21 protein-coding genes and 1 other RNA gene are annotated in these 26778 nt (G+C 66.5%); 9 read left to right on the top strand and 13 right to left on the bottom strand.

Features of this window, described 5'->3' with window-relative positions; genetic code table 11:
- Positions 1 to 2 precede the first annotated feature (2 nt).
- The 8 genes from rpsA to gyrA all read right to left on the bottom strand — a co-directional run bounded on the left by rpsA (position 3) and on the right by gyrA (position 10629).
- Positions 3 to 1715 carry a 30S ribosomal protein S1 gene (gene rpsA / locus WT24_RS11585; RefSeq protein WP_011544885.1) on the bottom strand — a complete coding sequence of 571 codons (1713 nt, stop codon included), beginning with the start codon at positions 1713 to 1715 and terminating at the stop codon, positions 3 to 5.
- A 141-nt stretch (positions 1716 to 1856) separates the two neighbouring features.
- Positions 1857 to 2543 (bottom strand): (d)CMP kinase, encoded by a 687-nt coding sequence (gene cmk, locus WT24_RS11580; RefSeq protein WP_059574065.1) that lies wholly within the window; start codon positions 2541 to 2543, stop codon positions 1857 to 1859.
- A 13-nt stretch (positions 2544 to 2556) separates the two neighbouring features.
- Positions 2557 to 3861, bottom strand: a complete 1305-nt coding sequence (gene aroA / locus WT24_RS11575) for a 3-phosphoshikimate 1-carboxyvinyltransferase (RefSeq protein ID WP_059501687.1) — start codon at positions 3859 to 3861, stop codon at positions 2557 to 2559.
- A 13-nt stretch (positions 3862 to 3874) separates the two neighbouring features.
- On the bottom strand, positions 3875 to 4801 hold the full coding sequence (locus WT24_RS11570) for a prephenate dehydrogenase/arogenate dehydrogenase family protein (RefSeq protein ID WP_060033573.1): 927 nt from the start codon (positions 4799 to 4801) through the stop codon (positions 3875 to 3877).
- Between the two features lie 187 nt (positions 4802 to 4988).
- A complete protein-coding gene (gene pheA / locus WT24_RS11565; protein ID WP_059501691.1) occupies positions 4989 to 6071 on the bottom strand; it encodes a prephenate dehydratase in 1083 nt (360 codons plus the stop codon).
- A 33-nt stretch (positions 6072 to 6104) separates the two neighbouring features.
- On the bottom strand, positions 6105 to 7187 hold the full coding sequence (serC, locus tag WT24_RS11560) for a 3-phosphoserine/phosphohydroxythreonine transaminase (protein ID WP_059501692.1): 1083 nt from the start codon (positions 7185 to 7187) through the stop codon (positions 6105 to 6107).
- Between the two features lie 155 nt (positions 7188 to 7342).
- The gene (locus tag WT24_RS11555) at positions 7343 to 7942 is read right to left on the bottom strand and encodes a DUF2059 domain-containing protein (protein WP_006486966.1); all 600 of its coding nucleotides are present in this window, start codon (positions 7940 to 7942) and stop codon (positions 7343 to 7345) included.
- Positions 7943 to 8025: 83 nt separating this feature from the next.
- A complete protein-coding gene (gyrA, locus tag WT24_RS11550) occupies positions 8026 to 10629 on the bottom strand; it encodes a DNA gyrase subunit A (protein ID WP_059501694.1) in 2604 nt (867 codons plus the stop codon).
- A 528-nt stretch (positions 10630 to 11157) separates the two neighbouring features.
- On the opposite strand from gyrA, the gene ompA reads away from it, so the two are divergent.
- From ompA to ssrA, 4 genes are all read left to right on the top strand, one after another.
- Positions 11158 to 11826, top strand: coding sequence for an outer membrane protein OmpA (ompA, locus tag WT24_RS11545; protein ID WP_006400736.1), 669 nt, complete (start codon positions 11158 to 11160; stop codon positions 11824 to 11826).
- A gap of 152 nt (positions 11827 to 11978) precedes the next feature.
- Positions 11979 to 12677: a bifunctional 2-polyprenyl-6-hydroxyphenol methylase/3-demethylubiquinol 3-O-methyltransferase UbiG gene (ubiG, locus tag WT24_RS11540; RefSeq protein ID WP_059501696.1), complete on the top strand. Its 699-nt coding sequence runs from the start codon at positions 11979 to 11981 to the stop codon at positions 12675 to 12677.
- A 13-nt stretch (positions 12678 to 12690) separates the two neighbouring features.
- Positions 12691 to 13404: a phosphoglycolate phosphatase gene (gene gph / locus WT24_RS11535; protein ID WP_060033571.1), complete on the top strand. Its 714-nt coding sequence runs from the start codon at positions 12691 to 12693 to the stop codon at positions 13402 to 13404.
- Positions 13405 to 13421: 17 nt separating this feature from the next.
- Positions 13422 to 13791, top strand: a transfer-messenger RNA (tmRNA) gene (gene ssrA, locus WT24_RS11530).
- Positions 13792 to 14056: 265 nt separating this feature from the next.
- Here ssrA and WT24_RS11525 read toward each other — a convergent pair.
- From WT24_RS11525 to WT24_RS11515, 3 genes are all read right to left on the bottom strand, one after another.
- Positions 14057 to 14410 (bottom strand): DUF4148 domain-containing protein, encoded by a 354-nt coding sequence (locus tag WT24_RS11525; RefSeq protein ID WP_059791538.1) that lies wholly within the window; start codon positions 14408 to 14410, stop codon positions 14057 to 14059.
- Positions 14411 to 14765: 355 nt separating this feature from the next.
- Entirely contained in the window at positions 14766 to 15035 is a 270-nt protein-coding gene (locus tag WT24_RS11520) for a hypothetical protein (RefSeq protein WP_059791540.1), read from the bottom strand.
- Between the two features lie 101 nt (positions 15036 to 15136).
- Positions 15137 to 16243 carry a substrate-binding domain-containing protein gene (locus WT24_RS11515; protein ID WP_060033568.1) on the bottom strand — a complete coding sequence of 369 codons (1107 nt, stop codon included), beginning with the start codon at positions 16241 to 16243 and terminating at the stop codon, positions 15137 to 15139.
- Positions 16244 to 16374: 131 nt separating this feature from the next.
- Here WT24_RS11515 and WT24_RS11510 point away from each other — a divergent pair, with 131 nt between their 5' ends.
- Genes WT24_RS11510 through WT24_RS11495 form a run of 4 tightly spaced genes read left to right on the top strand, consistent with a single transcriptional unit; the run spans position 16375 to position 21677 of the window.
- Positions 16375 to 16875: an NAD(P)H-dependent oxidoreductase subunit E gene (locus WT24_RS11510; protein ID WP_060033566.1), complete on the top strand. Its 501-nt coding sequence runs from the start codon at positions 16375 to 16377 to the stop codon at positions 16873 to 16875.
- A complete protein-coding gene (locus WT24_RS11505; protein WP_060033563.1) occupies positions 16872 to 18449 on the top strand; it encodes an NADH-quinone oxidoreductase subunit NuoF in 1578 nt (525 codons plus the stop codon). The genes WT24_RS11510 and WT24_RS11505 overlap by 4 nt, the downstream gene beginning before the upstream one ends.
- 17 nt (positions 18450 to 18466) lie before the next feature.
- Positions 18467 to 21418, top strand: coding sequence for a formate dehydrogenase subunit alpha (gene fdhF, locus WT24_RS11500; protein WP_060033560.1), 2952 nt, complete (start codon positions 18467 to 18469; stop codon positions 21416 to 21418).
- 7 nt (positions 21419 to 21425) lie between these two features.
- A complete protein-coding gene (locus WT24_RS11495; protein ID WP_060033557.1) occupies positions 21426 to 21677 on the top strand; it encodes a formate dehydrogenase subunit delta in 252 nt (83 codons plus the stop codon).
- A gap of 8 nt (positions 21678 to 21685) precedes the next feature.
- On the opposite strand, the gene WT24_RS11490 is transcribed toward WT24_RS11495, so the two are convergent.
- Positions 21686 to 23332 (bottom strand): FAD-dependent monooxygenase, encoded by a 1647-nt coding sequence (locus WT24_RS11490; RefSeq protein WP_060033555.1) that lies wholly within the window; start codon positions 23330 to 23332, stop codon positions 21686 to 21688.
- A 58-nt stretch (positions 23333 to 23390) separates the two neighbouring features.
- Between WT24_RS11490 and WT24_RS11485 the strand changes: the two genes are divergently transcribed.
- Positions 23391 to 25298 carry a tetratricopeptide repeat protein gene (locus WT24_RS11485; RefSeq protein ID WP_059791550.1) on the top strand — a complete coding sequence of 636 codons (1908 nt, stop codon included), beginning with the start codon at positions 23391 to 23393 and terminating at the stop codon, positions 25296 to 25298.
- 82 nt (positions 25299 to 25380) lie between these two features.
- Here the strand turns inward: WT24_RS11485 and WT24_RS11480 are convergent, their stop codons facing one another.
- Positions 25381 to 26676 carry an MFS transporter gene (locus WT24_RS11480; RefSeq protein ID WP_060033552.1) on the bottom strand — a complete coding sequence of 432 codons (1296 nt, stop codon included), beginning with the start codon at positions 26674 to 26676 and terminating at the stop codon, positions 25381 to 25383.
- Positions 26677 to 26778 lie beyond the last annotated feature (102 nt).

Raw genomic sequence — 26778 nt, 5'->3', positions numbered from 1 at the left:
GCTTACTGGTTTTGGCCGTCGAGCTTCGCCTTCAGCAGCGCGCCGAGGTTGGTCGTACCGGTCGCAGCAGCGCTGGAGTCCGACTGCAGGCCGCGGATCGCTTCCTGTTGTTCGGCCGAATCCTTCGCCTTGATCGACAGGTTGATGCCGCGCGACTTGCGATCGATGTTGATCACCATCGCGTTGACCTTGTCGCCTTCCTTCAGCACGTTGCGTGCGTCTTCGACGCGATCCTGCGAGATTTCCGACGCACGCAGGTAGCCTTCGATGTCGCCCGTCAGCGTGACGACCGCACCCTTCGCATCGACCGTCTTCACGACGCCGTCGACGATCGAGCCCTTGTCGTTCATTGCAACGTAGTTGCTGAACGGGTCGCCTTCGAGCTGCTTGATGCCGAGCGAAATGCGCTCCTTCTCGACGTCGATACCGAGCACGATTGCTTCGACTTCGTCGCCCTTCTTGTACTTGCGAACGGCTTCTTCGCCGGCTTCGCTCCACGACAGATCCGACAGGTGGACCAGGCCGTCGATGCCGCCCGGCAGACCGATGAACACGCCGAAGTCGGTGATCGACTTGATTGCGCCCGTGATCTTGTCGCCCTTCTTGAAGTTGCGGCTGAAGTCATCCCACGGATTCGGCTTGCACTGCTTCATGCCGAGGCTGATACGACGACGGTCTTCGTCGATCTCGAGGACCATGACTTCGACTTCGTCGCCCAGCTGGACAACCTTCGACGGCGCAACGTTCTTGTTCGTCCAGTCCATTTCCGACACGTGGACGAGGCCTTCGATGCCCGATTCCACTTCGACGAATGCGCCGTAGTCGGTGATGTTCGTGACCTTGCCGAACAGGCGCGTGCCCGACGGGTAACGGCGCGAGATGCCTTCCCACGGATCGTCGCCCAGTTGCTTGATGCCCAGCGAGACGCGGTTCTTCTCTTGGTCGAACTTGAGGATCTTCGCGGTGACTTCCTGGCCAACCGACAGGACTTCGCTCGGGTGACGCACACGACGCCATGCGATGTCGGTGATGTGCAGCAGGCCGTCGATGCCGCCGAGGTCGACGAACGCGCCGTAATCGGTGATGTTCTTGACCACGCCGTTGACGATCGCGCCTTCCTTCAGCGTCTCGAGCAGCTTCGCGCGCTCTTCGCCTTGCGTTGCCTCGATCACTGCACGACGCGACAGCACGACGTTGTTACGCTTGCGATCGAGCTTGATCACGCGGAACTCGAGCGTCTTGCCTTCGTACGGGGTCGTGTCCTTGACCGGACGCGTGTCGACCAGCGAACCCGGCAGGAACGCGCGGATGCCGTTGACCATCACGGTCATGCCGCCCTTCACCTTGCCGGTGATCGTGCCGGTCACGAGCTCGTTGTTGTCGAGCGCCTTTTCCAGCGACAGCCACGATGCAAGGCGCTTCGCCTTGTCGCGCGACAGGATCGTGTCGCCGTAGCCGTTTTCGAGTGCGTCGATCGCGACGGACACGAAATCGCCCGACTGCACCTCAACCTCGCCCTGATCGTTCAGGAATTCCTCGATCGGAATGTAAGCCTCGGACTTCAGGCCTGCATTGACGACCACGAAGTTGTGGTCGACGCGCACGACTTCGGCGGAAATCACTTCGCCGGCGCGCATGTCTTGGCGGGTCAGCGACTCTTCGAACAGAGCCGCAAAGGATTCGGTATTCGGGGTGGAGGTTTGCAGGTCGGACATAAAAATCTGATTGTGCATGGCTCGCTGTGCCACGCCGGCCGGAATGGCAGGCTGAAAGGGCCAGATCGAAGACCACACGGGGTTAAGGGTTCGAAACACGCTCTGCACTTACGCGCGGAGCACCTACTGCCGCCCGCCTTCTCAGGCTGGCTGGCCAAGCGCCCGGTACCACTGCAGCACCTGATCGACGGCTTCATCGACCGAAAGTGCCGACGTATCGAGCAGCTTGGCATCTGCCGCAGGCTTCAGCGGCGCGGCTGCGCGATTGCTGTCGCGCGCGTCACGTTCACGAAGATCCCGGAGCAAGTCATCTATGTTAGCAGAAAAACCTTTTTGCATCAATTGCTTATGCCGTCTGGTCGCGCGCGCCTCGGCGCTGGCCGTCAGGAACACCTTCAGCACGGCGTCGGGAAAGATCACCGTGCCCATGTCGCGCCCGTCCGCCACGAGGCCCGGCGTCTTGCGAAACGCCCGCTGGCGCGCGACGAGCGCGGTGCGCACGGGGCCGTGCACGGCAATGGCCGACGCGCGGTTGCCGACCGCTTCGGCACGGATGTCGTTCGACACGTCGACGCCGTCAAGCTGCGCGCAGCCTTCACGGAACGTGATGTGCAGATCGTCGATCAGCTTCACCAGCGCGTCGACGTCTTCCGCGGCGATTCCGTAGCGCACGCTCGCGAGCGCCGCGAGCCGGTACAGCGCGCCGCTGTCGAGCAGGTGGAAGCCGAGGTGCGCGGCGACGAGCGCCGCGACGGTGCCCTTGCCGGAGGCGGTCGGGCCGTCGATCGTGATGACGGGAGTCGGGTGAAAGGGTCGGGTCGATTTCATCGGAACAGTCGGATCAGGCTTTGGCGAGCGCGGCGAAGCGGTCGAAATAGTCGGGGAACGTCTTGCCGACGCACTTCGGATCGTTGATCCGCACGGGCACGCCGCCCAAGCTGACGAGCGAGAAGCACATCGCCATCCGGTGATCGTCGTACGTATCGATCGCCGCGTTCGGCGTGAGCTTTTCCGGAGGCGTGACGACGAGATAGTCGGGGCCTTCCTCGACGATCGCGCCGACCTTGCGCAGCTCGGTCGCCATCGCGGCGATGCGGTCGGTCTCCTTCACGCGCCAGCTCGCGATGTTGCGCAGCGTGCTCGTGCCGTTCGCGAACAGCGCCGCGACCGCGATGGTCATCGCCGCGTCGGGAATCAGATTGAAGTCCATGTCGATCGGCTCGAGCTTGCCGTGATCGTGGCCGATGCCGCGCACGTCGATCCAGTCGTCGCCCATCGTCACGTTCGCGCCCATCTGCATCAGCGCATTCGCGAAGCCGACGTCGCCCTGGATGCTCGCCCGCCCGACGCCCTCGACCCGCAGCGGGCCGCCGCCCAGCGCCCCGGCCGCGAGGAAGTACGACGCGGACGACGCGTCGCCCTCGACCATGATCCGCCCCGGCGAGCGGTAGCGGACGCCGGCCGGCACGACGAAGCGCTGCCAGCCGTCGCGCTCGACGCTCACGCCGAAGCGCGCCATCAGCCGGATCGTGATGTCGATGTACGGCTTCGAGATCAGCTCGCCGTCGACTTCGACGACGATCCGGCCGTCCCTCGCCTTCACGAGCGGCAGCGTCATCAGGAGCGCGGTGAGGAACTGGCTCGACACGTCGCCGCGCACGCGGATCGGCGCATCGACCGAGATCGTCGCGGGCTTGATCCTCAGCGGCGGGTAGCCTTCGTTCAGCTCGTAGTCGATCTGCGCGCCGATCTGGCGCAAGCCGTCGACGAGATCGCCGATCGGCCGCTCGTGCATGCGGGGCACGCCGTGCACACGGTAGTCGCCGCCGTTCACCGCGAGTGCGGCGGTCAGCGGCCGCACGGCCGTGCCCGCGTTGCCGAGGAACAGGTCGGCCGTCTTCGCGGTAAACGCGCCGCGCGTGCCGGCGACGACACAGGTGTCGCCGTCGCGCGCGAGCTTCACGCCGAGCTTGCCGAGTGCATCGAGCATCACGCGCGTATCGTCGGAGTCGAGCAGGTTGGTGATCGTCGTTTCGCCTTCGGCAAGCGCCGCGAGCAGCAGCACGCGGTTCGAAATGCTCTTCGAGCCGGGCAGGCGCACGGTGCCCGATGCGCTGGAGTACGGGCCGAGATCGAGATAGTCCATGGGAATCGTCCTGTTATTTCTTGACCGGTTCGGCAGCGGGCGTGCCGCCGCGTTCCTGCCATGCCTTGCGCGCGGCGCGCGAGCGCGTGAATACGGCTTCGAGCGCCGCGCCGTCGCCGGCGTCGATCGCCGCGCGCAACCGCGTGAGCACGCGTGTGTAGCCGTCGAGTTCGTCGAGCAGCGCCGCGCGGTTCGCGACGCACACGTCGCGCCACATTTCCGGGTTCGACGCCGCGATGCGCGTGAAATCGCGAAAACCGCCGGCCGCATACGAGAATTTCAGTTCCGCGTCGGCCTCGCCGAGAATCTGCTCGACGAGCGCGAACGACAGCACGTGCGGCAGATGGCTGATCGACGCGAATACGCGATCGTGCTGTTCGGTGGTCATCGTGCGCACGTCGGCGCCGGTCGCGCGCCACATCGCGTCGATCCGGGCCACCGCTTCGGGCGCGTTCTCCGGCAGCGGGCACAGCACGACGTTGCGGCCGACGTAGAGGTCCGGCAACGCAGCCTCGACGCCGCTCGACTCGCGTCCGGCGATCGGATGACCCGGCACGAACTGCACGATCCGCGCGCCGAGCGCGTCGCGCGCAGCCGCAACGACATCGGACTTGGTGCTGCCTGCATCGGTGACGATCGTCGCGCCGTCGAGCCACGGCGCAATACGTGCGAGCAACGGGCCCGTCTGTGCGACAGGCGCGGCCAGCAAGACGAGATCGGCGCCGGCAAGGGCGTCGCGCACCTGAGCGTCGTCGTCGAGCGCCGCTGCGCGGTCGATCACGCCGAGCGACAGCGCGCGCTCGACCGATGCACGCGAACGGCCCACGCCGACGATCTCGCCCGCGCCGCCCGGCGCGCGTTCGCGCAGCGCGCGGGCCAGCGATCCGCCGATCAGGCCGACGCCGAAGATGACCAGTTTGTTGAATGCAAAGCCTGACACGACAAGAGCCAAGTTACGCGTGCGGGACGACGCCCAGCACGCGGAATTCCAGATTCCGGGCAACCGGCCCGCACCCGGCGCAACCTGCGCCGGATACCGCCCGCCCCCGCCTTCGGCAGCGCCGATCGGCCTGCCCTGCCCGCTTCTTCGCGCGCCGCCTGCGCACCGCAGGCGACGAGCCGCCGCGTCAGCGTGCGCGCGGATACGAACCGAGTATCTTCAGGAACGCAGCCTTTTGGCCGAGTTCCGCCAGCGCGGCCGCCACCGCCGCATCGTCGCGATGCCCTTCGATGTCGATGTAGAAGTAGTACTCCCACGTACCGACGCGCGCCGGACGCGACTCGAAGCGCGTCATCGACACGCCGTGCCGCGCGAGCGGCTCGAGCAGCTTGAACACGGCGCCCGGCTCGTTCTTCACCGACACGATCAGCGACGTCTGGTCGTGACCGCTCTGGCCGGCCGGCTGCTTGCCGACGATCACGAAGCGCGTGCGATTGTGCGGATCGTCCTGGATCAGCGAGAACGCAATCTGCAGGCCGTAATGCGCGGCCGCGCGATCGCCCGCGATCGCGGCGACGGTCGGATCGGCCGCGGCCAGACGCGCGGCTTCCGCGTTGCTCGCCACGGCTTGCCGCTCGAGCTGCGGCGCATTCGCCGCGAGCCACTGCTGGCATTGCGCGAGCGCCTGCGCATGCGCGCAGACACGCTTCACGCCGTCGAGCGTGCCGCTCTGCGTGAGCAGGTTGTGATGGATCGGCAGCGCGAGCTCGCCGCTGATCACCAGTTGGGTCTGCAACAGCAGGTCGAGCGTGCGCGATACCGCGCCTTCGGTCGAATTCTCGACCGGTGCGACGCCGAACGCGGACGCCCCGGCCTCGACCGAGCGGAACACCTCGTCGATCGACGGGCACGGCAACCCTTCGATCGACTGACCGAAATACTCGAGCATCGCCTGCTCGCTGTACGTGCCGACCGGCCCGAGGAACGCGACGTGGATCGTCTGCTCGAGCGCGCGGCTCGCCGCCATGATCTCGCGCCAGATGGCGCTGATGTGCTCGCTCGCGAGCGGCCCCGCGCTCATGTCCTGCAGCCGCGCGATCACCTGCAGCTCGCGCTCCGGCCGGAACACCGGCGCGTTGAAATGCTTCTTGACCTCGCCCACCTCCAGCGCCACCGCGGCGCGCTGGTTCAGGAGCGCAATCAGCTGCGCGTCGATCGCGTCGATGCGGTCGCGCAGCGGTTTCAGGCGGGAATTCAGTTCGTCGTCCATGCGTTTTGCCGTGCTGTTTGAACAGCGCCGCGGTCAGGCGCCGCGCTGCTCGAAGTCCTTCATGTACTCGACGAGCGCCTTCACGCCCTCGAGCGGCACCGCGTTGTAGATCGACGCCCGCATGCCGCCGACGGACTTGTGGCCCTTCAGCTGCAGCAGCCCGCGCGCCTTTGCGCCGGCAAGGAAGTCTTCGTTGCGCGTTTCGTCGGCCAGGAAAAACGGCACGTTCATCCGCGAACGTGCTGCCGGCTCGACCTTGTTCAGATAGAAACTGCTCGCGTCGATCGTGTCGTAGAGCAGCTTCGATTTTTCGATATTGCGGGCCTCGATCGCTTCGAGGCCGCCCTGCCGCTTCAGCCACTGGAACACAAGGCCCGCGATGTAGATCGCGTAGGTGGGCGGCGTGTTGTACAGCGAGTTGTTCGCGGCGATGGTCTTCCATTCGAATGCGGACGGACAGATCGACAGCGCGCGATCGAGCAGATCCTCGCGCACGATCACGACCGTCACGCCGGCCATCCCGATGTTCTTCTGCGCACCGCCGAACAGCACGCCGTACTTCGCGACGTCCATCGGGCGCGACAGGATGTGCGACGAGACATCCGCGACCAGCGGCACGTCGCCGAGATCGGGGATCTCGAACGTCTCGACGCCGTCGATCGTCTCGTTGGTACACAGATGCACGTAGGCGGGATCGTCCGACAGCTGCCATTCGGCGCGCGCGGGCGCGCGCGTGAAGCCGCCCTCCGTCTTGCCGGTCGCGGCCAGATGCGGCGTGCAGAACTTCTTCGCCTCGCCGAACGATTTCTGCGACCACGAACCCGTCACGACGAAGTCGGCCGTCTTGCGCGAGCCGAGCAGGTTCATCGGCACGATCGCGTTTTCCGCGATGCCGCCGCCCTGCAGGAACAGGATCCGGTGGCTCGCCGGCACGCCGAGCAGGTCGCGCAGGTCGGTCAGCGCGGCCTCGTGGATCGACATGAACTCCTTGCCGCGATGGCTCATCTCCATCACGCTCATGCCGCTGCCGTGCCAGTCGAGCATTTCGTCGGCGGCCTGCCGCAACACTTCCTCGGGCATCGCCGCGGGGCCGGCGGAGAAATTAAAGACGCGCATCGTGAAAACCTCGGGAGGGACGCGACCGGCTTGCCGCCGGCAAAACGCGCCAGAAAAGAAATGGCCGCTTGCGCTCGCGCGCAAACGGCCATTATCGCACTGTCGTCAGGCTCCCGCCAAACCTGGCCGAACGGCCGGGGGCGTGCCCGGACAGCTTACTTGCCCGGCTTGACTGCTGCGACTTCCTTGTCAGCCTGCGTACGCGTTGCCTGGATCGCTTGCGGCATGTACTTCTGCATCAGGCCGTTGACCACGTCGCGACCGACCTGATCCTGAACCTGGATGAACTTGCGGCCCGTCGGGCTCTTGTAGAACGTCGTCAGATCCTTGATCTCCGACGTGCTGTAGTACTTCGCGTACGCGTCGTACTGAGCCGACATCGCGTCGCTCTGGAACTGCTGCGTGCCGAACACCTTGCCTGCACCGTCGACCAGCTTCGGCACCGCGTTCTTCTGCAGCGTCGGAACGGCAGCCTGCTTCTGCTTGTCGTTCAGCGTCTTGTTTTCCGACAGCGCGTCCGACAGGATCGCCGGCACGAGCTGCTTGGCCTGCATTTCGGCGCTGTTGCCGATTGCCGACACGAGCTTCGGCGCGTCGATCGCGTCGAGCAGATCCTTGATCGCCGCCTTCTTGTCGGCGTCGATCGGCGCAGCTGCCGCCGGAGCAGCCGGTGCGGAATTCGACAGCGCCTGCGCCATCGCGAACGTCGGCACCAGTGCAGCCAGCAGAACCAGTTGCTTGAATTGCTTTTGCATCATCACTCCCTTTTGGAAATATGAATGGTTGCTCGCCGGCCGCGGCGCTTTTCGCCCGCGGCGGCCAGAGTCTCATCCGTTCTTCAGGCTTCGCCGTCCGACGCCTCGTCGGCCTCGCCCTCTCCCTCTTCGGCCTCCGCGATCTGCTGCAGGCCAGAGAGCTTGGTACCCTCATCGAGACTGATGAGTGTAACACCTTGCGTGGCGCGCCCCATCTCGCGTATCTCGGAAACACGGGTGCGAATCAACACGCCGGCCGTCGTGATCAGCATGATCTGATCCTCGGCGTCGACCAGCGTGGCGGCCACGACCTTGCCGTTGCGCTCGGACGTCTGGATCGCGATCATGCCCTTCGTGCCGCGGCCGTGACGCGTGTATTCGGTGATCGGGGTGCGCTTGCCGTAGCCGTTCTCGGTTGCGGTGAGCACGGTCTGCTCCTCGCTGCCCGCGACCAGCATCGCGATGACCTGCTGCCCGTCCTCGAGTTGCATGCCGCGCACGCCGCGCGCCTCGCGCCCCATCGGACGCACGTCGTTCTCGTCGAAACGCACTGCCTTGCCGGAATCCGAGAACAGCATCACGTCGTGCGCGCCGTCGGTGATCGACGCACCGATCAGGTAGTCGCCATCGTCGAGGCCGACCGCGATGATGCCCTTCTTCATCGGGCGGCTGAATGCTTCGAGCGGCGTCTTCTTCACGGTGCCGAGCGACGTCGCCATGAAGATGAACTTGTCGGCCGAGAATTCCTTGACCGGCAGCACGACGTTGATCTTCTCGCCTTCCTGCAGCGGGAACATGTTGACGATCGGACGACCGCGCGAGTTGCGCGAGCCCTGCGGCACTTCATAGACCTTGACCCAGTACACGCGGCCGCGGTTCGAGAAGCACAGGATGTAGTCGTGCGTGTTCGCGATGAAGAGCGTCTCGATCCAGTCGTCTTCCTTCATCTGCGTCGCCTGCTTGCCGCGACCGCCGCGCTTCTGCGCGCGGTACTCGGACAGCGGTTGCGACTTCACGTAGCCCGCATGCGACATCGTGACGACCATGTCCTGCGGCGTGATCAGATCCTCGGTGTTCAGCTCGGTCGCGTTCAGCTCGATCTTCGAGCGGCGCGCGTCGCCGAATTCGGCCTTCACCGACGTCAGCTCCTCGCCGATCATCGTCGTGATCCGCTCGGGGCGCGCGAGGATGTCCAGCAGGTCGGCGATCTGTGCCATCACTTCGCGGTACTCACCGATGATTTTGTCCTGCTCGAGGCCGGTCAGGCGCTGCAGACGCATCTGCAGGATTTCCTGCGCCTGCGTGTCGGACAGGCGGTACAGCCCGTCGGTCTGCATCCCGAACGCCGGGTTCAGGCCTTCCGGACGGTACGCGGACCGGCCGCCGGCCGCCGCGTTCTCGCTCTCGGCGCGCGTCAGCATCTCGCGCACGAGCGACGAATCCCACGGCTTCGCCATCAGTTCCTGCTTCGCGATCGGCGGCGTCGGTGCAGCCTTGATGATCGCGATGAACTCGTCGATGTTCGCGAGCGCGACCGCGAGACCTTCGAGCACGTGGCCGCGCTCGCGGGCCTTGCGCAGTTCGTAGATCGTGCGGCGCGTCAGCACTTCGCGTCGATGCGACAGGAAGCACTGCAGGATTTCCTTCAGGTTCAGCAGCTTCGGCTGGCCGTCGACGAGCGCGACCATGTTCATGCCGAACGTGTCCTGAAGCTGCGTCGCCTTGTACAGGTTGTTCAGCACCACTTCCGGCACTTCGCCGCGCTTGAGCTCGATCACGACGCGCATGCCGCTCTTGTCGGACTCGTCGCGGATGTCGGAAATGCCTTCGAGCTTCTTCTCGTTGACGAGCTCGGCGATCCGCTCAAGCAGCGAGCGCTTGTTCACCTGGTACGGCAGCTCGTCGACGATGATCGCCATCCGCTGGCCGCGGTCGATCTCCTCGAAATGCGTGGCCGCGCGCATCACGACACGGCCGCGCCCGGTGCGGTAGCCGTCGCGCACGCCGGCGACGCCGTAGATGATGCCGGCCGTCGGGAAGTCCGGCGCCGGGATGATCTCGATCAGCTCGTCGATCGTCGCCTCCGGATTGCCGAGCAGATGCTGGCACGCGTCGACGACTTCGTTCAGGTTGTGCGGCGGAATGTTGGTCGCCATGCCGACCGCGATGCCCGACGAGCCGTTGATCAGCAGGTTCGGAATACGCGACGGCAGGACCGACGGCTGCGTTTCGTTGCCGTCGTAGTTCGGCTCGAAATCGACCGTTTCCTTGTCGATGTCGGCGAGCAGTTCGTGACCGATCTTCGCCATGCGAATTTCGGTGTAACGCATCGCCGCGGCATTGTCGCCGTCGATCGAGCCGAAGTTGCCCTGCCCGTCGATCAGCATGTAGCGCAGCGAGAAGTCCTGCGCCATCCGCACGATCGTGTCGTAGACCGCGGTATCACCGTGAGGGTGATATTTACCGATCACGTCACCGACGATACGCGCCGATTTCTTGTACGCGCGGTTCCAGTCGTTGTTCAGTTCGTGCATCGCGAACAATACGCGCCGGTGCACGGGCTTCAGGCCATCGCGGACATCCGGAAGGGCACGTCCGACGATCACGCTCATCGCGTAATCGAGATACGAACGGCGCATTTCCTCCTCGAGGGAGGTGGGCAGGGTCTCTTTGGCGAATTGATCCATGTATCCGTATCGTTTCGGAGCGAAGACGGCGAACGCCTTTCGCGTGGGCGCTGCATGCGCAACGCAACGCGAGATTCTAACATGCGCCCATCAGCCGCCAATCCGCTCCCCCTCTATATGTAAACAGCAAAAATCGCGGCGGCGGCGAATCGGCCGAAATCGCGCGCGACTGGAGACGTCGCATACGATCCCATCCGCCGTGTTTCACGCGCGCGAGTAAACGATGGCATGCATTCGTACGATTTCCCGGCCACGCTCTTGACAATCTCTAAAAGTTACGGCAGGCCGGTGTTGCGCATGCACCACAAAGTTGAAGCGATCTTGGGGTGGGGAGGATTTTTTTTCGTAGGAAGGGAACGATATGGCAAAATGCCAACGCACTGAAAGTTAGACGCTGCTCGAAGTCTACACAGAGCGGTGCCGCGTTTTTTGTGCCGCACCAATGTTATACTTCGAGCAATGTATGACTTGTCACCGTCAACAGGCTCGCAGTAAACCTGCGGTAATCTCAATTTCGAGAGGAGAAATATGAATAAACTTTCAAAGCTCGCGTTCATTGCAGCTACCGCAGTTATGGCTGCATCCGCTTCGGCACAGTCGGTGCCGGCGTCGCGTCAAGCCGTCAATGACAACTGGGTGAACGGCACGGGCGAATGGGTGTGGATGAACGGCACGAACGAGCTCTGCTGGCGCGATGCGTTCTGGACGCCGGCCACCGCCAACGCGAAGTGCGATGGCGCACTGGTCGCCCAGGCACCGCAGCCGCCGGTCGCTCCGGTCGCTCCGGCCATCACGAGCCAGAAGATCACGTATCAAGCTGACGCACTGTTCGACTTCGACAAGGCAACGCTCAAGCCGCTGGGCAAGCAGAAGCTGGACGAACTGGCATCGAAGATCCAGGGCATGAACACGGAAGTGGTCGTCGCAACGGGCTACACGGACCGCATCGGTTCGGACAAGTACAACGACCGTCTGTCGCTGCGCCGTGCGCAAGCCGTGAAGTCGTACCTGGTCAGCAAGGGTGTGCCGGCCAACAAGATCTACACGGAAGGCAAGGGCAAGCGCAACCCGGTCACGACCGGCTGCAACCAGAAGAACCGCAAGCAACTCATCGCCTGCCTCGCACCGGACCGCCGCGTGGAAGTCGAAGTGGTCGGTACGCAAGAAGTGCAGAAGACGACCGTTCCGGCGCAGTAAGCCGCGGTTTTCGACTGCTTCAAAGCCCCGCTCCGGCGGGGCTTTTTCATTGATGCCCGTCCAGGCGCTCGCTGGCCTCGTCGTCCGCCCGCTTATATACTCGGGGCTGACGCACCGATGCATCGCCCTCCTCTCGTAGCCCGTTTGCCGACATGACCAACGCCGATCCGCACGAACTCCAGAAATTCAGCGACCTCGCCCACCGATGGTGGGATCCGAATGCCGAATTCAAGCCGCTGCACGACCTGAACCCGGTGCGGCTCGGCTGGATCGACGCGCATGCGCACCTCGCCGGCAAGCGCGCGCTCGACATCGGCTGCGGCGGCGGCATCCTGTCCGAATCGATGGCCGGGCTCGGCGCCCAGGTGAAAGGCATCGATCTGTCGACCGAAGCGCTCGGCGTTGCCGACCTGCACAGCCTCGAAAGCGGCATTTCGGTCGATTACGAGGCGATCGCCGCCGAAGCGATCGCCGCGCGCGAACCGGGCACCTACGACGTCGTCACATGCATGGAGATGCTCGAGCACGTGCCGTCACCCGGCGATATCGTGGCCGCGTGCGCGACGCTCGTGAAACCGGGCGGCTGGGTGTTCTTCTCGACGCTGAACCGCAACCTGAAGTCCTATCTGTTCGCGGTGATCGGCGCGGAATACATCGCACAAATGCTGCCGAAGGGTACGCACGATTACGCGCGCTTCATCCGCCCGTCGGAACTGGCCGGCTTCGTGCGCGCGACGGATCTGCACATCGTCGAGATCAAGGGCATCACGTATCACCCGATCGGCAAGCGCTTCGCGCTGTCGAACGACACCGACATCAACTACCTCGTCGCATGCCGACGCGGCGCATGACCTTTCGACCGGCATGACGACTCCCCTTTCGACTGCGCGGATCGCTGACGAACCGCGCTTGCTGCACTGCGATGCGATCCTGTTCGATCTGGACGGCACGCTCGCCGACACGGCGCCCGATCTCGCGGCAGCCGTCAACAAGATGCAGCGCGAGCGCGGCCTACCCGAAACGTCGCTCGACGTGTTGCGGCCGCTGGCCTCGGCCGGCGCGCGCGGCCTGCTCGGCGGCGCGTTCGGCATCGATCCGCACACGCCCGGCTACGATGCGATGCGCGACGAGTTCCTGGCCAACTACGCAACCGATCTCTGCGTGCATACGACGCTGTTCCCCGGCATCGGCGACGTGCTCGACGAACTCGATGCGCGCGGCGTGCGCTGGGGCATCGTCACGAACAAGGCGATGCGGCTCACGGCGCCGCTCGTCGAGCTGCTCGGTCTCGCGCCGCGCGCCGCGTGCGTCGTCGGGGGCGACACAACGCCGCACTCGAAGCCGCATCCGGCCCCGCTGCTACATGCGGCCGACCAGTTGGCGCTCGCGCCTGCGCGCATCGTCTACGTCGGCGACGACCTGCGCGACATTCAGGCCGGCAGCGCCGCCGGCATGGCCACAGTGGCAGCTGCGTACGGCTATTGCGGCGACGGCGTCGCGCCGGTCGACTGGCAGGCCCAGCACCTCGTCGACACGACGCAGGAACTGCGGGACCTGCTGCGCGATGTTGGGCTATAATGTTTGATCTTATCCGCGGGGGCGACCTGGTTTCGACAGGGGTTGTGAAGCGGCTAGGGCATGTCGAGGACCCGTCACCTCGTTAATCAATGGGAAAATCGTAACTGCAAACGACGATACGTTCGCACTGGCAGCCTAAGGGCCGCCGTCCTCTGCCTAGTTCACTGACGGGCTAGTGTCGCAAGACCGGTAGCAATACCGCCAGAGGTCATTTACGTCAGTTAAGCCCTGTCGGCGTCGCGACGCCAGGGTCGAAAATCCAGCGAATCGCCGTAGTGCAGCGTGTTCGTCCGCGTCGCTGCGGTTAAATCAAAAGACTGGACTAAACATGTAGAACTAGTCGTGGAGCGCTTCTGGACGCGGGTTCGATTCCCGCCGCCTCCACCAAATTCCGCGCTCGTCGCACGAACCCCGCATGACGGAAGTCTGCGGGGTTTTTTGTTTCCGGCGAAACGCACGTCCGACTCCCTCCGAAAAAGCGCCCAGCCACGGATGGGCCGGGCGGAATGCCGCCGATATCCGGCGGCAGGAGGTGACGGATGTTCTGCCGCGCCCGCGCGATCATCGCTGCGCCGGGCGGTGACCGGCCTGATGGTTCGGGCGTCGGGCGCAGCGCCGCGCCCGCACCTGCCCATACCGGGCGATACGCGGCTTAACTGCCGCGATACAGCGACTTCATTTCTTCCGCGCTGGCCGGGCGCACGCCCATTGCGCGCGAACCCGACGCCGATGCGCCCTGTGCCTGCGCACCGTAGCCGCTGGCGTCGGCGCCTTGAGCTTGTGCCAGCGCGCTGCGCTGCTGCTCAGCGATACGGGCCGTGGCGGCCTGGATCGCTTCCGGATAGTGCGGATCTTCGCCGCGGGCTGAGTTGTAACCGGCCTGCTGGAGTTGAACCAGTTCGGCGCGCACCTGCGCTCGGGTGATCGTCGAACCCGACTGGGCGAACGAAGCGACCGGAGCAACGAGAGCAGCAGCAACGACAACGGCTTGAACGAGCGACTTCATGATGACCTACCTCCAGATTTGTCTGATTCGGCGGTGAACACCTTGATCAGCGCCGACAAACCGAAGTTTATGTAGGTGGATGCTTAAGAATAAGGCAGGTTTCAGGAAGACATCCTTCCTGATTTGCGGGTTAACCCTAGATTCGCGTCGGAACGGCAATGCGGGCGAATGGCCGCTTCGTCCACCCCGTATCGCGTGAAGGGCCGCAAATGCACGAGCCCCGCGAAGCGGCAGGCTTCGCGGGGCTCGAATAGAGTGGAATCAAGTGGAGCGTCTGCTGCCGTCTGCCAGTTGATCAAACCGCTGTGCCGAAGACAGGCGCGCCTCGCTCGCGCGCACACACGCCGCCTGCCCGTTACCGGGCATCCATCGGGCACTTCAGGTTGCAGCCGTTCGGGTCGCCCAGGTCACCCTTGCGGCGCAATGCCGACTTTTTGCCGCTCTGATATTTCTCCGACGGCGCCGACGCCGCGAACGGCATCTGTGGATGTTCGTTCAGGCGGAACTGTTCGCTGAGGATACCGCCGGGCACCCCCGGGGAATTCTGCGCGAACGCAAACGGCGAAGCGACGACCAGCAGCCCCGCGGTCAACGCTGCCGCGGCAAGGGGAACGGAAAATTTCATGGCGGGATGACGCCTGAACGGCGTGCTTGTTGGAACGTTGATCAAGCGGCAAGCGTAGCGCAATTCCCCCACTGTTGCAGCGCGGCTCGATCGCGTCTTCGTTACCGCGAATTGCCGTCCGCGCCACTCGCGTCGTCGCGGCCGGCCAGCCCGGCGGCGATGGGCTCCAGCGCGCCGCACGCGGCCGGATCGTAGCCGTCCAGATGCGCGACACGCTCGACGAAGCGTGCGTCACGCAGCAGTGCCAGCACATCGGCGAGCGGCCGCACATCGAGCCGTGCGCGTTCGCATGCGAAGTAATAGTCCTCGTCGACGATCGGGATGAAGTCGAGCCCGAAATGATGGGCAGCCGGCTCGACGCCGAACCCCAGATCGGCCATTCCGCTCGCGACGAACGCCGCGATCGCCGAATGCGTGAGTTCGGCCGACGCATAGCCGTCGATGCGCTCCGGGTCGATGCCGATCGCGCGCAACGCAAGATCCAGCAACATGCGCGTGCCCGATCCCGGCTGGCGGTTGACGAAGCGGATGTCGTCGCGCGCCAGATCCGCCAGCCCGCGCACCTGCTTCGGGTTGCCGCGCGGGACGAACAGCCCCTGCTGGCGGCGCGTCAGGTGAATCAGCACGTGGCGCGTGTCGTCGAGCCAGGGCCGGTAGATTTGCGCGCACTGCGCGCGAAACGCGCCGCGCGGCAAATGGAAGCCCGCGAGATCGCATTCGCCGCGCGCGAGCGCCTGCACGGCCTCGACGCTTTCGCGATACTTGATGTCGACGGCCGCCTGCGCATCGACGAGCGCGGAAACGAGCGTCGCGACCGCGTAACCGTGCGACGCATGAATGCGCACGGCGCCGTCGCGCTGCGCGAGCCGCCGGTTCAGCTCGCTGGCCACCTCGGCCGCCAGCGTGCGCAGGTTTCCGTCGAGGCGGCTGCGTGCCAGACGCTGCGCATCGACGACCGCCTGCCCGAGCGCCGACACCGTCGAACCCTTGCCGCGCGCGGTTTCGATCAATTCCCCGCCGATGCACGATTCCAGCGCGCGCAGCATGCCCCACGCGTGCCGGTACGACAGCCCCTTGGCTTGCGCGGCCTGCGCGATGCTGCCCGTATCGGCCACGAGCTCCAGCAGCGGAGCGACGTCGGACAGACTGGCCGAACGGCCTTCCGTGTCGCGTACGGTCAGATACGCGTCGCATTCGATCCGAATCAATTATGCACCCCGATTTCCTATTGCGACCGCGAAATCTTCCGCTTATCGTTGGTCGAAATCAATCAGAACGAAGTCCCGCTGCGCACTATATGAATTTCGAGCGCATATGAGACTTTGGAGGAGCATAACCGATGTCCCCGAATTCCCCCGCGCCCGACGCGCTCGTCGAGCGCCATGCGCACGCCGGCCGGTCGCTCGTCGCGATCCTGCACGCGATCCAGGACGAGGCGGGCTACGTGCCGCCGGGCTGCGTCGCGCCGCTCGCAAAGGCGCTGAACCTGTCGCGCGCGGAAGTGCACGGCGTCCTGACCTACTACCACCATTTCCGCACCGCGCCGCCCGCACGCGTGACGATCCAGATGTGCCGCGCCGAAGCGTGCCGCAGCATGGGCTGCGAAACGCTCGCCGCCCACGCGGAAGCCCGCACGGGCTGCCGGTTCGACGCCGCGCACGGCGATGCCGCCGCCGCCCACACGCCGGACGACGTCGCGCTCGAATCGGTCTACTGCCTCGGGCTGTGCGCGCAATCGCCGTCGATGACGGTCAACGGGGTGCTCCACGCAAAGGTCACGCCGGAGAAGTTCGACGCCCTGCTGGCCGACGCGGTCGCCCACACGCCGGAGGCCGCATGACGACCCGCATCTACGTTCCGCGCGATTCGTCCGCGCTGGCACTCGGCGCCGACGCGCTCGCCGCCGCGATCACGGCCGAAGCCGAACGGCGCGGCGTCGCGGTCGAGGTGATCCGCAACGGTTCTCGCGGGCTGCTGTGGCTCGAACCGCTCGTCGAAGTCGGGACGGCCGCGGGCCGCGTCGGCTATGCGAACCTGTCGGCCGCCGACGTGCCGGCCCTGTTCGACGCCAACTGGCTCGAAGGCGGCACGCATCCGAGCGGCGTCGGCCTCGTCGACGCGCTGCCCTATCTGGCGCGCCAGCAGCGGCTCACGTTCGCGCGCATCGGCCTGACCGATCCGCTGTCGATCGACGACTACCTGCAACACGACGGCCTCGCCGGCCTGAAGAACGCACTGGCGCTCGACGGCGACGCCGCATGCGAAACGCTGATCGAGTCGGGGCTGCGCGGCCGCGGCGGCGCGGCGTTTCCGGCCGGCATCAAGTGGCGTACCGTGCGGCAAGCGCGCGCCACGCAGAAATACATCGTCTGCAACGCGGACGAAGGCGATTCGGGCACGTTCTCCGACCGCCTGCTGATGGAATGCGATCCGTACTGCCTGATCGAAGGGATGATCATCGCGGGCGTCGCCACCGGCGCGACGGTCGGCTACATCTACGTGCGCAGCGAATACCCGCACGCGATCGCCACGCTCGAAGCCGCGATCGGCCGCGCGCGCGAAGCCGGCTGGCTCGGCGAGCACGTGCTCGGCTCCGCGCACGCGTTCGAGCTGCACGTTGCGAAAGGCGCGGGCTCGTACGTATGCGGCGAGGAAACGGCGCTGCTCGAATCGCTCGAGGGCAAGCGCGGCGTCGTGCGCGCGAAGCCGCCGCTGCCCGCGCTCGCGGGCCTGTTCGGCCAGCCGACCGTGATCAACAACGTAATCACGCTCGCGACGGCGCCGGTGATCTTCGCGCGCGGCGCCGCGTTCTATCGCGACTACGGGATGGGCCGCTCGCGCGGCACGCTGCCGTTCCAGCTGGCAGGCAACATCCGTCACGGCGGCCTCGTCGAGCTCGCGTTCGGCGTCACGCTGCGCGAACTGCTGTTCGACTTCGGCGGCGGCACGGCCAGCGGCCGGCCGGCACGCGCCGCACAGGTCGGCGGCCCGCTCGGCACCTACCTGCCCGACCACCAGTGGGACGTGCCGCTCGACTACGAGGCGTACACGGCGATCGGCGCGGTGGTCGGCCACGGCGGCATCGTGCTGCACGACGACACGTCGAATCTCGCCGAGCTGGCCGAATACGCGATGAAGTTCTGCGCGATCGAATCGTGTGGCAAGTGCACGCCGTGCCGGATCGGTTCGACGCGCGGCGTCGAGACGATCGCGCGGATTCGCGACGGCGATACGTCGGAGCGGCAGGTCACGCTGTTGCGCGACCTGTGCGACACGATGCTCGCCGGCTCGCTGTGCGCGATGGGCGGCATGACGCCGTACCCGGTGCTGTCCGCGCTCGACCATTTCCCCGAAGATTTCGGGCTCGCTGCCGGCAAGGATGCCGCGTCGGGCCCGGTCAAGGCTGCGGCCTGACCCAGAAGGAGCCCTGCATGTCCCTCGACACGAACAACGTCCGCCAAGGCGGCTGCGGCTCGGGCCAATGCGCGTGCAAGAGCGCCGCACAGGCGCGCGCCCGCGATCCGTTGGACGATACCGACTACGGCACGCCGCAACGGCATGCCGACACCGACGTCACGCTCGAAATCGATGGCCAGCCGGTCACCGTGCCAGCCGGCACGTCGGTGATGCGCGCGGCGATCGAAGCCGGCATCAACATCCCGAAGCTCTGCGCGACCGATTCGCTCGAGCCGTTCGGCTCGTGCCGGCTGTGCCTCGTCGAGATCGAGGGCCGGCGCGGCTATCCGGCGTCGTGCACGACACCCGCCGAAGCCGGCATGAAGGTGCGCACGCAGTCGGACCGGCTGCAGTCGCTGCGCCGCAACGTGATGGAGCTGTACATTTCCGACCACCCGCTCGACTGCCTCACCTGCCCGGCCAACGGCGACTGCGAGCTGCAGGACATGGCGGGCGTGGTCGGCCTGCGCGAAGTGCGCTACGGCTTCGACGGCGCGAATCACCTGAAGGACACGAAGGACGAGTCGAACCCGTACTTTACGTACGACCCGTCGAAATGCATCGTCTGCAACCGCTGCGTGCGCGCGTGCGAGGAAACGCAGGGCACGTTCGCGCTGACGATCGCCGCACGCGGCTTCGAATCGCGCGTCGCCGCGGGCGAAAGCGAATCGTTCATGGCGTCGGAATGCGTGTCGTGCGGCGCATGCGTGGCCGCCTGCCCGACGGCCACGCTGCAGGAAAAATCCGTCGTGCAGCTCGGGCAGGCCGAGCACTCGGTGATCACGACCTGCGCGTACTGCGGCGTCGGCTGCTCGTTCAAGGCCGAGATGAAGGGCACGCAGGTCGTGCGCATGACGCCGCACAAGAACGGTCTCGCGAACGAAGGCCACGCATGCGTGAAGGGACGCTTCGCGTGGGGCTATGCGACGCACAAGGACCGCATCACGAAGCCGATGATCCGCGAGAAGATCACCGATCCGTGGCGCGAAGTGAGCTGGGACGAAGCCCTCACCTACGCGGCGACGCAATTCCGCAAGCTGCAGCAGAAGTACGGCCGCGACTCGATCGGCGGCATCACGTCGTCGCGCTGCACGAACGAGGAAACCTATCTCGTGCAGAAGCTCGTGCGCGCCGCATTCGGCAACAACAACGTCGATACCTGCGCGCGCGTGTGTCACTCGCCGACCGGCTATGGCCTCAAGGCGACGCTCGGCGAATCGGCCGGCACGCAGACGTTCGCATCGGTCGGCCAGGCCGACGTGATCGTCGTGATGGGCGCGAACCCGACCGACGGCCATCCGGTGTTCGGCTCGCGGCTGAAGCGGCGCGTGCGCGAAGGCGCGAAGCTGATCGTGATCGACCCGCGCCGCATCGACGTGGTCGACGGCCCGCACGTGAAGGCCACGCACCACCTGCAGTTGCGTCCGGGCACCAACGTCGCGATCGTCAATGCACTGGCGCACGTGATCGTCACCGAAGGGCTGGTGGCCGACGCATTCGTCGCCGAGCGCTGCGAGACGCGCGCGTTCGAGCAATGGCGCGACTTCGTCGCGCATGCCGACAATTCGCCCGAGGCGACAGCGGACGTGACGGGCGTGCCAGCCGAGCTGGTCCGCGCCGCCGCGCGCCTGTACGCAACGGGCGGCAACGCCGCGATCTATTACGGGCTGGGCGTGACCGAACACGCGCAGGGCTCGACGACGGTGATGGGCATCGCGAACCTCGCGATGGCGACCGGCAACGTCGGCCGCGAAGGCGTCGGCGTCAATCCGCTGCGCGGCCAGAACAACGTGCAGGGTTCGTGCGACATGGGCTCGTTCCCGCACGAACTGCCCGGCTACCGCCACATCGGCGACGAAGTCGTGCGCACGCAGTTCGAGCAGGCGTGGGCGGCCACGCTGCAGCCGGAACCCGGGCTGCGGATCCCGAACATGTTCGACGCCGCGCTCGACGGCAGCTTCAAGGGGCTTTACTGCCAGGGCGAGGACATCGTCCAGTCGGACCCGAACACGCAGCATGTCGCGGCCGCGCTGTCGGCGATGGAATGCATCGTCGTGCAGGACATCTTCCTGAACGAAACCGCGAAATACGCGCACGTGCTGCTGCCGGGCTCGACGTTCCTCGAGAAGGACGGCACGTTCACGAATGCGGAACGCCGGATCTCGCGCGTGCGCAAGGTGATGCCGCCGCTCGCGGGCTACGCGGACTGGGAAGTCACGCTGCTGCTGTCGCAGGCGCTCGGCTACGACATGCACTACACGCATCCGTCGGAAATCATGGACGAGATCGCGCGGCTCACGCCGACCTTCTCGGGCGTGTCGTACGACAAGCTCGACGCACTCGGCAGCATCCAGTGGCCGTGCAACGAACACGCGCCGGAAGGCACGCCGACCATGCACATCGACACGTTCGTGCGCGGCAAGGGCCGGTTCGTGATCACCAAGTTCATTCCGACGCCGGAGAAGGTCACGCAGCGCTATCCGCTGATCCTGACGACGGGCCGCATCCTGTCGCAATACAACGTCGGCGCGCAGACGCGCCGGACCGAAAACGTGCGGTGGCACGAAGAGGATCGCCTCGAGATCCATCCGCACGATGCCGAGGATCGCGGGATCCGCACCGGCGACTGGGTCGGCATCGAATCGCGCGCGGGGCAGACGGTGCTGCGCGCGCTCGTGACGGAGCGCATGCAGCCGGGCGTCGTGTACACCACGTTCCACTTTCCCGAATCGGGCGCGAACGTGATCACGACGGACAGCTCCGACTGGGCGACGAACTGCCCCGAATACAAGGTGACTGCCGTGCAGGTGATGCCGGTTGCGCAGCCGTCCGACTGGCAGCGCGCGTATGCGCGCTTCAACTCGGAGCAGCTCGACTTGCTCGAGCGCCGCGCCGCCGCGCCGGCCGCCGTCACGACAGGCAAGTGAGGCCGCAATGGACAACGACCACCTGATCGACATGGCCAATCAGATCGGCGCATTCTTCGAATCGATGCCCGATCGCGACGAAGCGCTGACCGGGATCGCTGAGCATATCCGGCGCTTCTGGGAGCCGCGGATGCGACGCGCGTTGCTCGCCGCGCTCGACGACCCGTCGAGCGAAGCCGGGCAACGCGCGATGCCGATCGTGCGCGATGCGGTCGCCGCGCATCGCGCGTCGCTCGTCCCTGCCACGGCGCCCGCCTGACCGCCCGGCTAGGCGGACACCGACATGCCCGCGAACCAGCTTTCGCAGTGGCGCAGCAATGCGTTGGCGTCGGTCGCCGTGCGCCCCCGCGCGGCGACATAGCCATCGGGCCGCAGCAGATAGAACGACGGCCGCGAGCGGCCGTATTCCTGCGCGAGCCCCGCCGCACCGTCGCCTTCGGCATCGGCGACGCGCCACACGCGCACCGCTTCCGGCATGATCCGTTCGAGCCCCTGCACGAGCGCCTGCGCATCGGCCGGGATCGGCGGCACTTCGCCGGCGTCGGTATTCACCGGTTCTTCCAGCAGCAACAGCGTGAAACTCGCCGGATCGTGAAGATCGTATAGCCGCGCCGTGCCGGGCGCCCGACCGAGCGGCCCGTCGAGCACGTGCACGAGCGCATCGGGCGCGCGCTCGCCCGCGCGCGGGCCGCCGTCGAGCACGCGCTCGAGCGTGAGCGGACTCTTCCGATACTGCACGCCGAGTTCGCTCACCGTGCGCCTGAGCGCGTCGCGCATCGGCCCGAACGACGCCAGCAGCGGCACGACATGATCGCGCAGCAGCTTCATCGCACCGCGTTCGGCTTCGACCACCTGGGTGACGAAACCAGTCTGCCGCAACACGTCGCGCTCGATCGGATGGCGCTCCGCGTGATACGTGTCGAGCAACCGCTCGGGCGCGCCTGCGCCGAGGACGCGCGCAAGCTTCCAGCCGAGGTTGAACGCCTCCTGGATGCCGGTGTTCATGCCCTGCGCGCCGGCCGGGCTGTGGACGTGCGCGGCGTCGCCCGCGAAGAACACGCGGCCATGACGCAGCCGGTCGACCATCCGGCTGTGCAGGTGGAAATAGGACGACCACGCGAGATCGCTTGGCGAGATCGACGCGCCGACGCGCGCGCGGATGATCGCGTCGCATTCCGCGAGCGACGGAGCCGGTGCGTCGGGCGACGCACCGCTGCCGGGCGGCCGGTCCGCCACGAGCCGGTAACGGCCGCCTCCCATCGGAAACAGGCCCGCGATGCCTGCGGGCGTCGTGAACAGATGGATCTCCTCGTCCGACCATTCGGGTATCGCCGCGAAATCGGCAAGCAGGAAAGTCTGTTCGAACGCATGCCCGGCAAAGCCGAGGCCGAGGAGATGCCTGACCGTGCTGTGCGCGCCGTCGGCGGCAATCAGGTATGACGGGGTGAACGACTCTTCGCGGCCGTCGGCGCGGCGCAGCGTCACGTCGAGCGACGTGCCGCCCGCGTCGCATGCGGTCAGCGTCGTCCCGCGTTCGACGGTCACGCCCAATGTGGCCAGGTGTTCGGCGAGCAGCCGCTCGGTGATGCTCTGATCGAGAAACATCAGATACGGATAGCGCGTTTGCAGCGGATCGAAATCGAGCCGTGCGATCACGCGGCCGTCGGCATGCAGCTCGGCCGCATGTGCGCGATGGCCGAGCGCGAGAAACGGTTCGACCGCACGATGCTGCTCCAGCAGCTCGAGCGTGCGCGCCTGGATGCCGATCGCACGCGAAAACGGCGCCGGCGCGACGAGACGATCGATGATGCGCACCGGCACGCGGGCACGCGCGAGGCTCATCGCCGCGGCAAGGCCGGTCGGCCCCGCGCCGACGATCAGCACGGGTGGGATATCGGACAGTGTGTCAGCCATGAGACCCTCGATGACACGCGACTCTGCAAGTCTACGCCGCTCCGCGTCACGGGGCCATATGCCGACCGGCCGATACGCGCCCGCGCCGCACGGTGTGGGAAAATACGCGCTTTCCGCCAGTTTTCGCGTCATGGATTCCGCATTCGACCGGGCATACGCCGCGCACCGCGCGGGTCGCCTCGCCGAGGCCGAGCACGGCTATCGCAACGCGCTCGCCTCCAACCCCGCCGACGCCGACGCGCTGCACCTGTTCGGCGTGCTGCGGCACCAGCAGGGCCAGCACGCCGAGGCGGCCGATCTCGTCGGCCGCGCCGTCGCGCTGCGTCCGGACGATGCCGCGCTGCAGCTCAATCTCGGCAACGCGCTGAAAGCGCTCGGCCGGCTCGACGAAGCGATCGACCGCTTTCGCAACGCGCTGACGCTCGCGCCCGAGTTTCCGCTCGCGCACTACAACCTCGGCAACGCCTATGCGGCGGTGCAGCGTCACGACGATGCGATCGACGCCTTCGGCCGCGCGCTGCAGCTCACGCCCGACGACGCATCGATCCACAACAATCTCGGCAACGCGCTGAACGCGCTCGGCCGCCACGACGACGCGCTCGCCGCGTTCCGTCGCGCGCTCGAGCTCCGGCCCGGGCATGCGGGCGCGCACAACAATCTCGCGATGGCGCTGAGCGCGATGGGTCGCGCCGACGAGGCGATCACGCACTTCCAGGCCGCGATCGCCGCGCAGCCGCGGTTCGTCGCCGCGCATTTCAATCTCGGCAACACGTTCGACGCGGTCGGCCGGCATGCCGAGGCGGCCGCCGCCTTCGAAGCCGCGCTCGCGCTGCACCCGCCGTTTCCGCTCGCGCTGTTCGGGCTCGCGAACGCACTCTGCGCGCAGGCGCGCCACCGCGACGCGCTGCCCTACTACGAACGCGCCGTCGGGCTCGATCCGTCGTTCGGGCTCGCGTGGCTGAATCTCGGCAACGCGCATCACGCGCTCGGCGCGCACGAGATGGCGCTGCGCGCATTCGACCAGGCGCTGCGCGTCGCGCCCGATCTCACGCTCGCGCGGCTGCATCGCGCGGTCACGCTGCTGACGCTGCGCGACTTCACGCGCGGCCTGCCCGCCTACGAAGCGCGCCACGAGACGCCCGGCGCGACGCCGCTCGGCGCGCTGCCGCGCTGGCAGGGCGAGCCGATTGCGTCGCGTACGTTGCTGATTCGCGCGGAACAGGGGTTCGGCGACACGCTGCAGTTCGTGCGCTTCGTGCCGCTGGCCCGCGCACGCTGCGCGCGCGTCGTGCTCGAAGTCCAGCCGGAACTCGTCGCACTGCTGACGCCGGCCGCGTCGCGCTGGCGCGTGACGCTCATCGCGCAAGGCGCCGCGAAGCCGCCTGTCGCGGACGTCGGCTGCACGCTGATGAGCCTGCCGTTCCTGCTCGGGCTTCAGCCGGAAGACATCGTCGGCTCGCGCTATCTCGATGCGCCCGACGGCGCCCGGCGGCGCTTTCGCGGGTCGCTCGGCGGGCAGTCGAAACGCAAGTTCGGCCTGGCATGGTCGGGGCGCCGGCAGGCGCAGGAAAACCGCTCGATGCCGTTCGACGCGCTCGCGCCGTTGCTCGCGCTGCCGGACATCGACTGGATCGTGCTGCAGCCTGCGCTGGACGACGACGAACGAGCGCGCGTCGACGCACATCCGCGCGTGCATCGCCTCGACGGCCGGCTGAACGACTTTGCCGATACGGCGGCGCTGATCGAACGGCTCGACGGCGTCGTCACGATCGACACGGCCGTCGCGCACCTCGCGGGCGCGCTCGGCAAGCCGCTGTGGGTCATGCTGCCGTTCGCGCCCGACTGGCGCTGGTTCACCGGCGACGACTGCCCGTGGTATCCGCAGGCCAGGATCGCCCGCCAGCCTGCGCCGGGCGCATGGCTCGACGTGGCGGCCGCGGTGGCCGACATGCTGCGCGAGGCATGACCGCCAACGAGAAAGGGAGCGCATGGCGCTCCCTTTTTTCGATGCGATGCGCGGCCGACGCCGCGCGATAGACCGGCCGCCGTCAGGCCGACTTGTACTGGTTGCGCGCGTCGGCGGTGCGATAGAGCACGAGCGTCGCGATCAAGCCGCAGATCGCGGCCACGCTCAACCACATCCCGGGCGCCGCTTTATTGCCCGTCTGGTGGATCAGCAGCGTCGAGATCGCCGGCGTGAAGCCGCCGATCGTCGTTGCCAGGCTGTACGCGAGCGAGAAGCCGGCCGTACGCACGTCGGCCGGCATCACTTCGGTCAGCGCGACGACCATCGCCCCGTTGTACGACGCGTACAGGAACGACAGCCACAGCTCGACCGCGAGCAGCCGCAGGAACGACGGATCGCCGACGAGCCACAGCACGGCCGGGTAAGCCGACAGCAACGTCAGCACGGTGAACGCGATGAGCACGGGGCGACGGCCGATGCGGTCGGACAGCGCACCGGACAGCGGCAGCCACACGAGGTTCGAGATCCCGACGCAGACGGTCACGACCAGCGCGTCGAGCGACGACAGGTGCAGCACTTCCTTGCCGAAGGTCGGCGTGTAGGCGGTAATCATGTAGAACGACACCGTCGTCATGATCACCATCCCCATGCCGGCCACCACGACACCCCAGTTGTCGAGCATCGAGCGCATGATCTCGCCCATCGTCGGGCGGTGACGCTTTGCAAGAAATTCGTCGGTCTCCTTCAGCGACCGGCGGATCAGGAACAGGAACGGCACGATCAGGCAGCCGATGAGGAACGGAATGCGCCAGCCCCACGCGGTCATTTCCTCGACCGGCAGCGCGCGGTTCAGCACGACGCCGACGAACGCGGCGAACACGACGGCCACCTGCTGGCTCCCCGACTGCCACGACGTGTAGAACCCCTTGTGGCCCTTCGTCGCGATCTCCGACAGGTAGACCGACACGCCGCCGAGTTCGACGCCCGCCGAGAAACCTTGCAGCAACCGGCCGAACAGCACGAGCACCGGCGCAAGCACGCCGATCGTCGCGTATCCCGGTATCGCGGCCACCGTGAGCGTGCCGATCGCCATCAGCCCGAGCGTCAGGATCAGCCCCTTGCGGCGGCCGTGATGGTCGATATACGCGCCGAGCACGATCGCACCGACCGGCCGCATCAGGAAGCCCGCGCCGAATACCGACAGCGACAGCATCAGCGATGCGAAGGCGTTGCCGCTCGGAAAGTACGTTTTCGCGATGGCCGACGCGTAATACCCGTAGACCATGAAGTCGTACATTTCCAGGAAGTTGCCGCTGACGACCCGGAAGACGGTGCGGACTTTCGATTCCTGCGCGATGGCAGGGGACGCAGTGGACATGTTTTCTCGCTCAGCTCGGACGGCGCATACCGCACCGCATGAATCCGACGATGCACGACGCGCCGGGCCGAGCCGGTGCGCACGGGCATCGCTGCCCGCCGG

Source organism: Burkholderia sp. MSMB1078WGS (assembly GCF_001528895.1).
In the GTDB taxonomy this organism is placed as follows: domain Bacteria; phylum Pseudomonadota; class Gammaproteobacteria; order Burkholderiales; family Burkholderiaceae; genus Burkholderia.
Note: the sequence above shows the minus strand (reverse complement) of the source record. Positions and strands in the feature narration are given on the sequence as shown.

Coding starts and splice junctions, on each gene's coding strand:
- rpsA (WP_011544885.1), bottom strand. CDS start 1,715: ATGTCCGACCTGCAAACCTCCACCCCGAATACCGAATCCTTTGCGGCT.
- cmk (WP_059574065.1), bottom strand. CDS start 2,543: ATGAAATCGACCCGACCCTTTCACCCGACTCCCGTCATCACGATCGAC.
- aroA (WP_059501687.1), bottom strand. CDS start 3,861: ATGGACTATCTCGATCTCGGCCCGTACTCCAGCGCATCGGGCACCGTG.
- pheA (WP_059501691.1), bottom strand. CDS start 6,071: ATGGACGACGAACTGAATTCCCGCCTGAAACCGCTGCGCGACCGCATC.
- serC (WP_059501692.1), bottom strand. CDS start 7,187: ATGCGCGTCTTTAATTTCTCCGCCGGCCCCGCGGCGATGCCCGAGGAA.
- WT24_RS11555 (WP_006486966.1), bottom strand. CDS start 7,942: ATGCAAAAGCAATTCAAGCAACTGGTTCTGCTGGCTGCACTGGTGCCG.
- gyrA (WP_059501694.1), bottom strand. CDS start 10,629: ATGGATCAATTCGCCAAAGAGACCCTGCCCACCTCCCTCGAGGAGGAA.
- ompA (WP_006400736.1), top strand. CDS start 11,158: ATGAATAAACTTTCAAAGCTCGCGTTCATTGCAGCTACCGCAGTTATG.
- ubiG (WP_059501696.1), top strand. CDS start 11,979: ATGACCAACGCCGATCCGCACGAACTCCAGAAATTCAGCGACCTCGCC.
- gph (WP_060033571.1), top strand. CDS start 12,691: ATGACGACTCCCCTTTCGACTGCGCGGATCGCTGACGAACCGCGCTTG.
- WT24_RS11525 (WP_059791538.1), bottom strand. CDS start 14,410: ATGAAGTCGCTCGTTCAAGCCGTTGTCGTTGCTGCTGCTCTCGTTGCT.
- WT24_RS11520 (WP_059791540.1), bottom strand. CDS start 15,035: ATGAAATTTTCCGTTCCCCTTGCCGCGGCAGCGTTGACCGCGGGGCTG.
- WT24_RS11510 (WP_060033566.1), top strand. CDS start 16,375: ATGTCCCCGAATTCCCCCGCGCCCGACGCGCTCGTCGAGCGCCATGCG.
- WT24_RS11505 (WP_060033563.1), top strand. CDS start 16,872: ATGACGACCCGCATCTACGTTCCGCGCGATTCGTCCGCGCTGGCACTC.
- fdhF (WP_060033560.1), top strand. CDS start 18,467: ATGTCCCTCGACACGAACAACGTCCGCCAAGGCGGCTGCGGCTCGGGC.
- WT24_RS11495 (WP_060033557.1), top strand. CDS start 21,426: ATGGACAACGACCACCTGATCGACATGGCCAATCAGATCGGCGCATTC.
- WT24_RS11490 (WP_060033555.1), bottom strand. CDS start 23,332: ATGGCTGACACACTGTCCGATATCCCACCCGTGCTGATCGTCGGCGCG.
- WT24_RS11485 (WP_059791550.1), top strand. CDS start 23,391: ATGCCGACCGGCCGATACGCGCCCGCGCCGCACGGTGTGGGAAAATAC.
- WT24_RS11480 (WP_060033552.1), bottom strand. CDS start 26,676: ATGTCCACTGCGTCCCCTGCCATCGCGCAGGAATCGAAAGTCCGCACC.